Source organism: Amycolatopsis sp. SID8362 (assembly GCF_010550475.1).
Classification (GTDB): domain Bacteria; phylum Actinomycetota; class Actinomycetes; order Mycobacteriales; family Pseudonocardiaceae; genus Amycolatopsis; species Amycolatopsis eburnea.
In genome coordinates this window covers 1-13352 of record NZ_JAAGNB010000791.1, presented here as the reverse complement: position 1 = coordinate 13352, position 13352 = coordinate 1, and the positions used below count along the sequence as shown (strand labels likewise).

Genomic DNA, 13352 nt, shown 5'->3' with positions numbered 1-13352 from the left:
CCGGCGACGCCGACACCACCCGGGCCCGGCTGCGCCGGAGCCTGGCGGCGAAGCGCGCGTCGGGTGCGGCGAAGGTGCTCGGCATGTCCACCACCCGCCGCGCGGCGGTGGTGGCGATCGTGGTGTGCGCGCTGGCGTTCACCATCGCCGTGCCCCTGCGCACCTACCTCGCCCAGCGGACCGAGGTCCGCGAACAGCAGGCGCAGCAGGCACAGCTGCAGCAGGAGGTCGCTCAGCTCCAGGGCCGCAAGGCGGAGCTGAGCGACCCCGCGCAGGTCGAGGCCGAAGCCCGCCGGCGGCTGCGGTACGTCAAGCCGGGCGAGACGCCGTACATCGTCCAGCTGCCGGAGGACAAGGCACCGGACGCGGCCCCGCCGTCGGGACAGCAGCAGGTCGCGGGCGGCTCCTGGTACGAGAACCTCTGGAACCAGGTCTCGGGCGGCTGAAGCCGAACCCGTCACTTTCGTGGGGAAAGATGCGTCCAGGACCCCTCGCGGCATCACTTTCGTAGGGAAAGATGCGTCTCCGGGTGCGTCGCGTGGGCGCGGTCTGGGTGGTGCGGCCCACGCATTAACCTGGACGGTGTGAACAGCACGCAGCAGCACCGGTTCGAGCCCGTCACCGAAGCCGACCGCGAGGTCATCGCGGAGCAGCTCGGGCGGCCGCCGCGGGCGTTGCGCGCCGTCGCCGCGCGGTGCCCGAGCGGGCACCCGTCGGTGGTGCAGACCAGCCCGCGGCTGGAGAACGGCACCCCGTTCCCGACGCTGTACTACTTGACCTGCCCCAAGCTCAATTCCATGATCGGCACCATCGAGGCGTCCGGGATCATGAAGGAGATGACCGAGCGCCTCGCCACCGATCCCGAGCTGGCCGCGCAGTACCAGCGCACCCACGAGACGTACCTCGCCGAGCGCGACGCCATCGAGCCGCTCGGCCACCAGGTCACCGCCGGCGGCATGCCCGGGCGTGTCAAGTGCCTGCACGTGCACGTGGCCCACACGCTCGCGGTGGGTCCGGGGGTGAACCCGTTCGGTGACGAGACCCTTGCCATGCTTAAGGCGAACGGGTGGCCCTCGGGCGACTGTGCCGCGTAACACTCGCGCCGCGTGAAGAGATAACTGGGCTGGGTGAGCGAAAACCCCGATCGGGCCTCTCGAAGGGGTGAAACCTTGCCTCGGGTACGGCAGGCTGTCACCCGAGAGCGGGATCGATTCGGCCAGGAGGACTCTGAGTCATGCGCGTGCGGCGGCTGCCAGACGCGGTCGGGAGCTACACCCGAAGACTCGGGCTCCGCCACCGCACGGCGTATCCGCTGATCACCGGCATCTTCGCGGTGATCCCGGCCCTGCTCGCCGGCGGCGGCACCCTCGGCTGGCTCGGCGGGAGCGGTGACCACACCCGCGACGCCGCGCTCGGCCAGGGTTACGACCCCGGCCACGCGGCCATCCAGCAGATCGCCGTCGACGGCACCCTCCCGGGCGCGCCCACCCCGCTGCCCCTCCCGGCCTACGAGCTCCCCGACGGCCCGCTCGGTATCCCGGCCACCGCGCTCGCCGCGTACCAGAACGCCGCCGACATCCTCGGCCGCGAGCAGGCCGCGTGCCACATCGACTGGGCCCTGATCGCCAGCATCGGCCGCATCGAGTCCAACCACGCCCGCGGCGGCTACGTCGACGCGAACGGCACCACGCGCGAGCCGATCCTCGGCCCGCAGCTCAACGGCCAGGGCGGGTTCGCCGCGATCCCGGACACCGACCAGGGCCTGCTGGACACCGACCCGGTGTGGGACCGCGCGGTCGGCCCGACGCAGTTCATCCCGGGAACGTGGAAGGGCTACGCCTCGGACGGCAACGGCGACGGCAAGTCCGACCCGAACAACATCTACGACGCGGCGCTGGCCACCGGCCGCTACCTGTGCTCCGGCGGGTTCGACCTGGCCAAGCCGGACCAGCTGCGCGGCGCGATCTACCGGTACAACAACTCCGACACGTACGTGAACACGGTGATCCTCTGGGCCGACGCCTACCGCAACGGCATCATGCAGGTCCCGGACAGCACGGTCCCGATCGGCGCCCCGAACGCGGCGCTGGCCCCGGCGCCGCCGCCGGTCCCGCCACCCCCGGTGCCGACGACGACGCCGACCAGTGCGCCGCCGACGACGACGACCACGCCGACGCCGACCGTGCCGACGTCGAAACCGACGGTGCCGTGTGCCTCGCCGACGACGACGGTGACCACGACCACGGTGATCAGCACGACGACCACTCCGCCGCCGGACACCACCTCGCCGCCGCCGGAATCCACGTCGGGACCGCCGAGCACGACCCCGGCCCCGACGTGCGGGCAGGTGGTCACGTCGGTCTCGACCACCACCACGACCACGACCGTGGGGACGACGACGGCCGCCGGTTAGGGTGATCGCATGCCTCGTGTTGCCGCGATCGACTGTGGGACCAACTCCATCCGCCTGCTCGTCGCCGAGCTGACGCCGCGCCACGACGGCACGGTCGACCTGCGCGACCTGCACCGCGAGATGCGGATCGTCCGGCTCGGCCAGGGCGTCGACGCCACCGGGCAGCTCGCGCCCGAAGCGCTCGAGCGCACGCGCGCAGCCCTCGCCGACTACACGATCGCCGCGCGGCGCAAGGGCGTGGAGAAGGTGCGCATGGTCGCCACCTCCGCCACCCGGGACGCGAAGAACCGCGACGACTTCTTCCGCATGACCCGCGAGACCCTCGGCGTCGAGGCCGAGGTGATCAGCGGCGACGAGGAAGCCCGGCTCAGCTTCACCGGCGCCGTCGGGGAACAGGACCCGGACGACGGCCCCTTCGTGGTGGTCGACGTCGGCGGCGGCTCGACCGAGCTGGTCCTCGGCACCTGGGACGGCAGGCAGGCCGAGGTGCTCGCCGCGAAGTCCGTCGACATCGGCTGCGTCCGGATCACCGAGCGCGCCCTCAAGAGCGACCCGCCGACCGCCGACGAGATCGCCGCCGCCCGCGACCTGGCCGGCAAGGTCCTGACCGACGCGTTCGACGTGGTCGACGTCGCCCGCGCGCGCACGTGGGTGGGCGTCGCCGGCACGGTGACCACGCTGTCCGCGATCGCGCTGGGACTGCCGGAGTACGACAGCGACCGGGTCCACCTGTCCAAGCTGAGCCCGGCGGACATCGACCGGCTGGCGTCGGAGCTGCTGCAGAGCGACCACGCCACCCGCGCGGCCAACCCGGTGATCCACCCGGGCCGCGTCGACGTCATCGGCGGCGGCGCGGTAGTGGTCCAGACCCTCGCCGAGCAGCTCGCGGCCCGAGGTGGGCCGACGGAGCTGATCGTGAGCGAGCACGACATCCTGGACGGCATCGCCCTGTCGCTGGCCTGAGCGGGCGCCGAGATGTAGTGAATGACTCATTCATGTCGTCAGACGACAGGAATGAGTCATTCACTACATGCGGCGGCAGGGGCGGCGGGACCCGCGCGTGCGAGCCCGGCCCGGGGCTGTCCCCGACCGACCGTTCGGCCGCCCCAAAGAGCTTGCGCCGCAAGGGAAACCCAGGGTGAGCGCGCGATGACCAGCTGTCCGCGCTGGGCCGTCCGGACCATCCCGTTTACTACCTTGGTTGTGCTCCAACCAGGTGGTCCTGACGGTCGTCACTGATTTGCAACACCGCAGTCCTGTGATCGGCTTCACCGCCCCCGATAGCGTGCGTCTCACCTTTCGGACAGACGGAGATGGAGGGGATCATGCGTCGTTCGCGCAGGCTCTGGGGACCCACGGTGGTGATGACTTCGCTGGCGCTCGCGCTCGCCGCGTGCGGCGGCGGGTCGGGCAGTTCCGCGGGGGCCGGCGGGACGGACCCGGACGGCACGGTCAGCGTCTACGGCACCGAACCGCAGAACGCGCTGGTCCCGACCAACATCAACGACCTCGGCGGCACCAAGGCGATCCAGCCGATGTTCGCCACGCTCGTCGGCTTCAAGGGCGCGGACGCCAAGCCGTTCAACCTGATGGCGGACTCGATCACCACGACCGACTCCAAGGTCTACGACATCAAGATCAAGCAGGGCTGGAAGTTCCACGACGGCACCGAGGTGAAGGCGCACAACTTCATCGACGCCTGGAACTACGGCGCCTACGGCCCGAACGGCCAGCTCAACACCGACTTCTTCTCGAACATCCAAGGCTACAAGGACGTCCACCCCGAGGACGAGAACGCCAAGCCGGCCACCGACAAGATGTCCGGCCTGGTCGCGAAGGGCGACTACGAGTTCCAGGTGACGCTGAACGCGCCGTTCTCGGTGTTCGACATCAAGGTCGGCTACCAGGCGTTCGCGCCGCTGCCCGACTCGTTCTTCAAGGACCCCAAGGCCTTCGAGCAGCACCCGATCGGCAACGGCCCGCTGAAGTTCGTCTCGCGGACGCCGAACCAGGACATCAAGCTCACCCGCAACGACGACTACAAGGGTGAGGACAAGGTCAAGTTCAAGAACCTCGACATCAAGATCTACTCCAGCCAGGAGACCGCCTACCAGGACCTGCTGAGCGGGCGGCTCGACTTCATGGAGGCGCTGCCGCCGTCGGCGGTCGCGGGCGGCAAGTACAAGGCCGACCTCGGCGACCGGCTCGTCACCGGCCACCTGCTCGGCATCAGCACCATCGCCGTGCCGTACTACGTGCCCGGGTACGACAACCTCGAGCTGCGCAAGGCGATCTCGATGTCGATCGACCGCGCGCAGATCACCAAGACCGTCATGAACGACACCTACGTGCCGGCCGACGGCTACATCTCGCAGGGCATCCCGGGCGCGCGGCCCGGTGTCTGCCAGTTCTGCAAGTTCGACCCCGCGGCGGCCAAGGAGGCCTTCGCGAAGTCCGGGTTCAAGGGCAAGCTGACCATCGCGTCCAACGCGGACGGTGGCCGCAAGGAACCGCTGGTCGCCGCGTGCAACAGCATCAAGAACACCCTCGGTGTCGAGTGCGACTTCGTGCCCGCGACCGACTTCGGCCAGTGGCGCAGCATCGTGACCGGCAAGAAGCTGACCGGCATGGGCCGCTCGGACTGGTCGGCGGACTACCCGTCCATCGAGGACTTCCTCAACCCGATCTACAAGACCGGCGGGTCCTCGAACGACTCCAGCTACTCGAACGCGCAGGTCGACGCGATGCTCGCCCAGGCGGACGCCACGGCCGACAAGGACGCCGCGGTCAAGCTGTACCAGCAGGCCGAGGACCTGATCGCCAAGGACCTGCCCTCGATCCCGGTGTGGGACGAGAAGGGTGTCGCGGCGAAGTCGAAGAACCTCAAGTCGGCGGCGCTGGACTTCCGCCGCATGCCGGACTACCCGTCCATCGAGGTCCTGAAGAAGTAGTGGCGCGCTGACCTGCCGCAACCACCACCACGCCGTCGTGAGTGTTCAGTCGGGTTCTAACCTGACCGAACACTCACGACGGCCGGCGCGCACTAGGAACTCGTCATGATCCGCTATGTCCTGCGACGGCTGCTCCAGCTGATCCCGGTGTTCTTCGGCACCACGTTCCTGATCTACGTCCTCGTCTGGGCCGTGCCCGGCGACCCGTTCTCCGGCAAGTGCGGCCAGACCGCCTGCCCGCCGGCCTACATCGCCCAGATGACCGAGAAGTTCAACCTGAACGACAACGTCTTCGTCCAGTACTTCAAGTACCTCGGGAGCCTGTTCACCGGTGACTGGGGCGAAACCTTCAACGGCACCTCGGTCGGCGAGCTGATCGGCACCTCTTACCCGATCACGCTGCGCCTCGCGGTCGTCGCGGTGATCATCGAAGCGGTCATCGGCCTCACCGCGGGCGTGCTGACCGGCTTGCGGGGCAAGGGTTTCCTCGACAACCTCGTGCTGGTCTCGACCACGTTCCTGATCTCGCTGCCGGTGTTCGTGACGGCGATCGTGCTGCAGCTCGCCCTGGGCAGCAACGGGCTCGGCCTGATCGAAGCGAGCGTCTCCGACAACCCGGGCATCGGCGAGCTGATCGTGCCGGGCATCGCGCTCGGCAGCCTGTCCATGGCCTACGTGGCCCGGTTGTCGAGGACGAGCATCGCCGAGAACCGCCGCGCCGACTACGTGCGGACGGCGATCGCCAAGGGTCAGCCGCAAAGCCGCGTCGTCGGCGTCCACCTGCTGCGCAACTCGGTGATCCCGGTGCTCACGTTCCTCGGCACCGACCTCGGCGCCCTGATGGGCGGCGCGATCGTCACCGAAGGCGTGTTCAACATCAACGGACTGGGCGGGCTCATCTTCCGCGGCATCCAGAACCGGGAGAGCGCGACCGTCGTCGGCGTCGTCGTCCTGCTGGTGCTGGTGTACCTGCTGATGAGCCTGATCGTCGACCTGCTCTACGCCGTTCTCGACCCGAGGATCCGCTATGACTGACCCGAACCTGGTGGGCGGCGGCGGGGCCGACGCGGCCGAGCTGTCCCGCGTCGACGACTCCGCCACCGGCCCGCACAAGCCCCGCAGCCTGTGGAACGACGCCTGGCGCCAGCTGCGGCGCAAGCCGGCGTTCGTCGCGTCCGCGGTGATCATCGCCCTGATCGTGCTGATCGCGATCGCGCCCGGCCTGTTCAGCTCGCGCGACGCGGGCTTCAGCGATCTCACGCACGCCAACGAAGGCCCGTCCGGGGACGCCTGGTTCGGCTACGACAACCAGGGCTACGACGTCTACGCGCGCACCATCTACGGCACCCGCGCGTCCCTGCTGGTCGGGGTGTTCTCGACGCTGCTGACCGTCCTCATCGGATCGATCGTCGGCATCCTGGCCGGCTACTACGGCCGGCTCGTCGACAGCCTCCTGTCCCGCTTCGGCGACATCTTCGCCGGCCTGCCGTTCGTGCTCGGCGCGATCGTCATCCTGACGACGTTCAACGCGCCCGGCACCAACCCCGGCGCGGTCACGATCATCGTCCAGGTGGTCTGCTCGATCGCGGTGCTGAGCTGGCCGGTGGCCATGCGCATCATGCGCTCGGCGACGCTGGTGGCCAAGCAGCTCGACTACGTCAAGGCCGCGCGCGGCCTCGGCGCCAGCACCCCGCGGATCATCTTCCGGCACCTGCTGCCGAACACGATCGCGCCGGTGCTGGTGTACGCGACCATCGCGCTCGGCGCGTTCATCGGCGCCGAAGCGACGCTGGCCTACCTCGGCATCGGGGTGCGCCCGCCGGTGATCTCGTGGGGCGTGATGATCAGCGACTCGCGGGACTACTTCCGCGTCGACCCGCACATGCTGCTGTTCCCCGGCGCCTTCGTCACCCTGACCGTGCTGGCCTTCGTGATGCTGGGCGACGGCATCCGCGACGCGCTCGATCCGAAGTCGAGGTAGATCCCCTTGTCCGACAACGAACTCCTGCTCGAAGTTGAGGATCTGCACGTCGAGTTCCGGACCTCCGACGGCGTGGCGAACGTCCTCAACGGCGTCGGCTACTCCGTGCACGCCGGGGAAACCCTGGCCGTGCTGGGGGAATCCGGCTCCGGGAAGAGCGTCACGGCGCAGACCGTGATGGGCATCCTGGACATGCCGCCCGGCGTGATCACCGGCGGCGCCGTGCGCTGGCGCGGCGAGGACCTGCTGACGGTGTCCGAGGAACGCCGTCGTGAAGTCCGCGGCAGCGAAATCGCGATGATCTTCCAGGACGCGCTTTCCGCGCTGAACCCGGTGTTCACCGTGGGCTTCCAGATCGAGGAACAGCTGCGCGTCCGGCTCGGGATGTCCAAAAAGGACGCGCGAAAGCGGGCGATCGAACTCCTCGACACCGTCCGCATCCCCGCCGCCGAACGCCGGGTCAAGGACTACCCGCACCAGTTCTCCGGCGGCATGCGCCAGCGCGCGATGATCGCGATGTCGCTCGCGCTCGACCCCGACCTGCTCATCGCCGACGAGCCGACCACCGCGCTCGACGTCACCGTCCAGGCCCAGATCATGGACCTGCTGGCCGAGATCCAGGCCGAGCGGAAGATGGGGCTCGTCCTGATCACCCACGACCTCGGCGTCGTCGCGGAGGTCGCCGACCGGATCGCGGTGATGTACGCCGGCCGGATCGTCGAGCAGGCCGACGTCGTCGAGCTGTTCCGCGCACCGGGCCACCCGTACACCGCCGCGCTGATGGACTCGCTGCCGCGGCTGGACCTCAAAGGACAGACACTGGAGACCATCAAGGGCCTGCCGCCGAGCCTGCTCGACATCCCGCCCGGCTGCGCGTTCCACCCGCGGTGCAAGCGCGCCGAGGCCCGTTGTGCCGAGGAAGTCCCGCCACCGCTCGGGATCGGCTTCGGCCGGACCAGCGCGTGCCACTTCGCCGAAGAGGTGGTGAACTCCCGTGCCTGACCCCATCCTGTCGGTCACCGACCTGAAGAAGTACTTCCCCGTCCGCACCGGAATCCTGTTCAAGCGCACGATCGGCCAGGTCAAGGCGGTCGACGGCGTCTCGTTCGACCTGATGCCCGGCGAAACCCTCGGCGTCGTCGGCGAATCCGGCTGCGGCAAGTCCACTTTGGCCCAGGTGCTGATGCGCTTGGAGGAGCCGACCGCCGGCACCGCGAAGTTCGAGGGCCGCGACATCTTCTCGATGCGCGGCGCCGAACTGCGCAGGCTGCGGCGCGAGATCCAGATCGTGCTGCAGGACCCGTACACCTCGCTCAACCCGCGGATGACGGTCGGCGACATCGTCGGCGAGCCCTTCGAGATCCACCCCGACGTCGCGCCCAAGGGATCGCGCGCGGCGAAGGTGCGTGAGCTGCTGGAGGTGGTCGGGCTCAACCCCGAGCACATCAACCGCTACCCGCACCAGTTCTCCGGCGGGCAGCGCCAGCGCATCGGCATCGCGCGGGCGCTGGCCCTGCGGCCCAAGGTGATCATCTGCGACGAGCCGGTGTCCGCGTTGGACGTTTCGATCCAGGCGCAGGTGATGAACCTGCTCGGCGACCTGCAGAGCGAGTTCGGGCTGTCGTACGTGTTCATCGCGCACGACCTGTCGGTGGTGCGGCACCTGTCCAACCGGGTCGCGGTGATGTACCTCGGCAAGATCGTCGAGGTCGGCACCGACGAGGAGATCTACGAACGACCGTCCCACCCGTACACCCAGGCGCTGCTGTCCGCGGTACCGGTGGCGGACCCGGCCGTGCGCGGCCGCCGCCAGGTGATCCGGCTGACCGGCGACGTGCCGAGTCCCCTGGATCCCCCGTCCGGGTGCCGGTTCCGCACGCGGTGCTGGAAAGCGCAGGAGAAGTGCGCGGAGGAGGTACCGGCGCTCGTGCCCAGGACGGACGGGCACTTGTCAGCTTGTCACTTCGCGGAGCAGAAGTCGGTTGTTCCATAACGTACGTTTGGCCGTTGTTTGCGCAATGTCCGATCTATACGGTGCAGGAACCGCTTTCCCGAGGAGGAGAATCGTGAAGAGACCCAGGCTTCTCGCCGCGGCCATGGCCGTTCCGCTGTTCGGAGCGATCTCGGCCGTCGCGGTGCCGGCGGCCACGGCCCAGCCCGCGCTGGCCGGCCCGGCGACCGAGTTCACCGTGCTCGCCAAGGACGTCGGCAGCATCGCGACCGCACAGCAGGCGATCCGGGCCGCGGGAGGCACGGTCCTGGAGATCAACTCCGCGGTCGGCCTGATCAAGGCCAGCGCCCCGGCCACCGGGTTCACCGAGCGCGTGTCCTCGAACCGCGCGGTGTTCGGCGCCGCCAAGGCGCAGGTCATCGGCTCGGTGCCGAAGGACGGCAAGAAGACCAAGAGCGACAACGTCGAGAAGGAAGGCCGCGGCGCCGCCTCGGCGAAGGCCGCGGCGAACCAGGCCGCCGGGATGGATCCGCTGGACGACCAGCTCTGGGGCCTCAAGTCCGTCCGCTCGGACCTGTCGCGCACCAAGCAGCCCGGCAGCAAGCAGGTCAAGGTCGGCGTCATCGACACCGGCATCGACGGCACGCACCCGGACATCGCGCCGAACTTCGACGAGGCCGACTCGCGCAACTTCGTCAAGGACATCCCGTTCGACGTCAACGGCGTCGAGGTCGACGGCCCGTGCGAGTTCCGCGGCTGCGTCGACCCGGTCAACCACGACGACGGCGCGCACGGCACGCACGTCGCAGGCACGATCGCCGCGGCGGCGAACGGCTTCGGCATCTCGGGTGTCGCGCCGAACGTGACGCTGGTGAACATCCGCGCCGGCCAGGACTCGGGCTACTTCTTCCTGCAGCCGACCGTCGACGCGCTGACCTACGCCGGTGACGCCGGCATCGACGTCGTCAACATGTCGTTCTACACCGACCCGTGGCTGTACAACTGCACGGCGAACCCGGCCGACTCGGCCGCCGAGCAGGCCGAGCAGCGCACGATCATCGAGGCCACGCAGCGCGCGCTGAACTACGCGCACAAGAAGGGCGTCACCATGGTCGTCGCGCTGGGCAACCAGCACACCGACCTGGGCGCGCCGCAGCCGGACACCACCAGCCCGGACTACCCGGCGAACACGACGCACCCGCGCACGATCGACAACTCGAGCTGCCTCAACCTGCCGGTCGAGGGCAACCACACCATCGGCGTCAGCTCGTTCGGCCCGTCGCAGAAGAAGGCGGACTACTCGAACTACGGCACCGAGCAGATCTCGGTGTCCGCCCCGGGCGGCTTCTTCCGCGACGGCTTCGGCACGCCGTGGTACCGCACGGTCGAGAACGAGATCCTCTCGGCGTACCCGAAGAACGTCGGCATCGTCGACGGCAACATCGACGCGGACGGCAACATCACCGAGGCCGGCCTGGCCGCGGGCGTCAAGAAGGCCACCGCACCGGACGGCCGCGTCGGCTACTACCAGTGGCTGCAGGGCACCTCGATGGCGACCCCGCACGCGGCGGGTGTCGCGGCGCTGATCGTTTCGCAGTACGGCAAGAAGTCGCACGGCGAATTCGGCCTGGACCCGGACAAGGTCCAGCGGGTCCTCGAAGGCACGGCGTCCGAGATCGCCTGCCCGGTGCCGCGGACGGTGGACTACCTCAAGGAAGGCCGCGACGCCACGTTCACCGCGACCTGCGAGGGTGACCCGTCGTTCAACGGCTTCTACGGCCACGGCGCGGTCGACGCCTACGCGGCGGTGACCCGCGGGTCGCAGTACCTGAAGTAGCGAGCACTCGAAGTGGGAACGCCCCGGGCAGGCAACCTGTCCGGGGCGTTCCGCGTGTAGGGCCGGTCAGTTCGTGGCTTCGGTGACTCGAGGCCGGGCGGGATCGCGCTCGGGGGAGCCGAGGTCGTCGAGGAGCCGCCGGACCCGGGCGGCATCGGCGTCGCGTCCTTGCTCGCGGTATAGCTCGAGCGCTTCCTGCCACACCTCGCGAGCACGGCCGTATTGGCCGAGCCGGGCATGCGGATGGCCGACCTGTTCAAGATCATCGGCCATGTTGTACACGGCGCCGAGGTCCCGGTGCAGGGAGATGGCGGCGTCGTAGGCGCGGATCGCCCGCTCGTGCCGGCCGGTGTGGTGCTCGACGTAGCCCATGGTGCCGAGGATCGCCGCCTCGCCTTCGCGGATGCCGTGTCGACGACATTGCCTGAGTCCGATTTCGCAGTGCCTCGACGCTCGCTCGTGGTCTCCGGCCAAGGCCGTGTACCAGGCGGTAATACCGCGTGAGAGTGCTTCTTCGATCGGGTTGTCGAGGTGGCGGTGGACGTCCAAGGCGCGCGTGGCGTGGTCCAGCGCCTTGTCGTTGTCACCCATCCTTCGCCACATCCAGGCGAGCGCCCGGTGGTTGCGTGCTTGGTTGAGGTGGTCGTGGTGCTCTTCGGCCAGGACGAGGGCCCGGTGCAAGTGATCGACGGCGTCGGGGAATCGGCCGACGGCCGCGTACGCCATGCCCATCAGCCGGTGGGTCAGAGTGTGCACGGCCGGAGCGTCGAGGTTTTCGCTCGCCGCCAGCCCGGCCCGGGAGGTGGTGACCTGGTCGCGGTCGTGTCCGCGCCTGTTCTGAAACGTGGTCAGGGCCCAGGCCAGCTGCCAAACGGCGACGTGCCACCCGTTGCTCGCGGCGGTCCGCTGGGTCGCCAGCAGGTTGGCGTGCTCGGCGTCGAACCAGGAGAGGGCCGCTCGCGTGTCCGGCAACCGCTCGGGCGCGGTGCCCGGCGTGGGAGTGTCCAGCGGGATCGCCGGGCGGTGCGGGTCGAGGGCCCGCTCGCCGGAGTGGGCGGTGTGCAGGTAGAAGTCGACGACCCGGCGTAGCGCGCTGTCCCGTTCGCCCGGCGGCAGCCGGTCGGCCGTCTCCGCGGCGTAGCGGCGGACAAGGTCGTGCATCCGCACCCGCCCCCGCGAATCCTGGCTGAGCAACGACGCCCGCTCCAAGCCCCGGATGACGGTTCTCGTCTCGTCGGGACCGAGCCCGGTGAGACTGGCCGCGGCCGCCAGGCCGATGTCGGCCCCGGGGGCGATCCCCAGCAGCGAGAACGCGGTGGCCTGCCGGGTTGTCAGGGCTTGGTAGGACCAGGACAGCACGGCGGGCAGGCTGGCACCGGGATCGCCGTCGTCCAGCACGGCCAGACCCGAGCCGCGCAGTTCCGCGGCGAGCGCGCCCAGCTCGAGACCCGGCCGCGTGCGGACGTGCCCGGTGACGACGCTCAGCGCAAGCGGAAGGCCACCGCACAGCTCGACCAGCTCGGCCGCCGCCGCCGGCTCAGCGGCGACGCGGGCGCGGCCGAGCCGATCCGACAGCACGGCGTGTGCCTGGTCGTCGGAGAGCACGTCCAAGCGCACGTGGTGCGCACCGTGCCCGGTGAGCAGGCCCGGCAGCTGGTTGCGGCTGGTCACGAGCACCGCACACCGCGAGCTGCCGGGAAGCAGCGGGACGACCTGGGCCGCGTCGACGGCGTTGTCGAGCAGCACCAGCATCCGCCGGTCCGCCAGCAGGCTGCGGAACAAGCCGGTCTGCGCGTGCGGATCACCCGGGATGCGACCGGGCTCGACGCCCAGCGCGTCGAGGAACCCGCGGACGGCCACTGCCGGGTCCATCGGCTCGCGGTCGGAGCTGAAGCCGCGCAGGTCGACGAACAGCTGGCCGTCGGGGAACCGATCGGTGTGCCGGTGTGCCCACTGGAGGGCCAGCCACGTCTTCCCCATCCCGCCCGCGCCGGCGATGGCGCAGACGACCATCGAGGCGGCCGGGGAGTCGTGCAGCGCGGCGTCCAGCCGGTCCAGTTCCGCGCTACGACCGACGAACGGCACGGGCGGGGCGGGCAGTTGCCTCGGAACCACCACCGGCCTGGCCGCCGGGCCCGTGGCGGGGCCGGCCAAGGCGGGGTCGGCGGCGAGTACCCGGCGGTGCAGCTCCCGCAGCGCGGCGCCGGGTTCGGTGCCCA

At 69.8% G+C, this 13352-nt stretch carries 11 protein-coding genes; 10 read left to right on the top strand and 1 reads right to left on the bottom strand.

Annotated features, from left to right (window positions below; genetic code table 11):
- Positions 1–83 precede the first annotated feature (83 nt).
- The 10 genes from G3I65_RS24550 to G3I65_RS24505 all read left to right on the top strand — a co-directional run bounded on the left by G3I65_RS24550 (position 84) and on the right by G3I65_RS24505 (position 11133).
- Positions 84–446: a septum formation initiator family protein gene (locus tag G3I65_RS24550; RefSeq protein WP_160698186.1), complete on the top strand. Its 363-nt coding sequence runs from the start codon at positions 84–86 to the stop codon at positions 444–446.
- 138 nt (positions 447–584) lie between these two features.
- Positions 585–1094 carry a DUF501 domain-containing protein gene (locus tag G3I65_RS24545; RefSeq protein ID WP_160698185.1) on the top strand — a complete coding sequence of 170 codons (510 nt, stop codon included), beginning with the start codon at positions 585–587 and terminating at the stop codon, positions 1092–1094.
- Positions 1095–1234: 140 nt separating this feature from the next.
- Complete coding sequence (locus tag G3I65_RS24540; RefSeq protein ID WP_160698184.1) at positions 1235–2413, top strand: lytic transglycosylase domain-containing protein; 1179 nt, start codon at positions 1235–1237, stop codon at positions 2411–2413.
- Positions 2414–2422: 9 nt separating this feature from the next.
- On the top strand, positions 2423–3376 hold the full coding sequence (locus G3I65_RS24535; protein ID WP_160698183.1) for a Ppx/GppA phosphatase family protein: 954 nt from the start codon (positions 2423–2425) through the stop codon (positions 3374–3376).
- A gap of 362 nt (positions 3377–3738) precedes the next feature.
- Positions 3739–5364: an ABC transporter substrate-binding protein gene (locus tag G3I65_RS24530; protein ID WP_239071420.1), complete on the top strand. Its 1626-nt coding sequence runs from the start codon at positions 3739–3741 to the stop codon at positions 5362–5364.
- Positions 5365–5469: 105 nt separating this feature from the next.
- Positions 5470–6399, top strand: coding sequence for an ABC transporter permease (locus tag G3I65_RS24525; protein WP_160698181.1), 930 nt, complete (start codon positions 5470–5472; stop codon positions 6397–6399).
- Positions 6392–7345 (top strand): ABC transporter permease, encoded by a 954-nt coding sequence (locus tag G3I65_RS24520; RefSeq protein WP_160698180.1) that lies wholly within the window; start codon positions 6392–6394, stop codon positions 7343–7345. The genes G3I65_RS24525 and G3I65_RS24520 overlap by 8 nt, the downstream gene beginning before the upstream one ends.
- A gap of 6 nt (positions 7346–7351) precedes the next feature.
- The gene (locus tag G3I65_RS24515; protein WP_160698179.1) at positions 7352–8347 is read left to right on the top strand and encodes an ABC transporter ATP-binding protein; all 996 of its coding nucleotides are present in this window, start codon (positions 7352–7354) and stop codon (positions 8345–8347) included.
- A complete protein-coding gene (locus G3I65_RS24510) occupies positions 8340–9338 on the top strand; it encodes an ABC transporter ATP-binding protein (protein WP_160698178.1) in 999 nt (332 codons plus the stop codon). The genes G3I65_RS24515 and G3I65_RS24510 overlap by 8 nt, the downstream gene beginning before the upstream one ends.
- 103 nt (positions 9339–9441) lie before the next feature.
- Positions 9442–11133 carry a S8 family serine peptidase gene (locus G3I65_RS24505; RefSeq protein ID WP_166640528.1) on the top strand — a complete coding sequence of 564 codons (1692 nt, stop codon included), beginning with the start codon at positions 9442–9444 and terminating at the stop codon, positions 11131–11133.
- Positions 11134–11199: 66 nt separating this feature from the next.
- On the opposite strand, the gene G3I65_RS24500 is transcribed toward G3I65_RS24505, so the two are convergent.
- The coding region (locus G3I65_RS24500) for a tetratricopeptide repeat protein (RefSeq protein WP_160698176.1) at positions 11200–13352 on the bottom strand (2153 nt) is incomplete at its 5' end.

Bases quoted from the DNA above. Each gene is read 5' to 3' on its own strand.
- G3I65_RS24505 (WP_166640528.1), top strand. From the start codon at position 9,442: ATGGCCGTTCCGCTGTTCGGAGCGATCTCGGCCGTCGCGGTGCCGGCG.
- G3I65_RS24520 (WP_160698180.1), top strand. From the start codon at position 6,392: ATGACTGACCCGAACCTGGTGGGCGGCGGCGGGGCCGACGCGGCCGAG.
- G3I65_RS24550 (WP_160698186.1), top strand. From the start codon at position 84: ATGTCCACCACCCGCCGCGCGGCGGTGGTGGCGATCGTGGTGTGCGCG.
- G3I65_RS24525 (WP_160698181.1), top strand. From the start codon at position 5,470: ATGATCCGCTATGTCCTGCGACGGCTGCTCCAGCTGATCCCGGTGTTC.
- G3I65_RS24530 (WP_239071420.1), top strand. From the start codon at position 3,739: ATGCGTCGTTCGCGCAGGCTCTGGGGACCCACGGTGGTGATGACTTCG.
- G3I65_RS24540 (WP_160698184.1), top strand. From the start codon at position 1,235: ATGCGCGTGCGGCGGCTGCCAGACGCGGTCGGGAGCTACACCCGAAGA.
- G3I65_RS24535 (WP_160698183.1), top strand. From the start codon at position 2,423: ATGCCTCGTGTTGCCGCGATCGACTGTGGGACCAACTCCATCCGCCTG.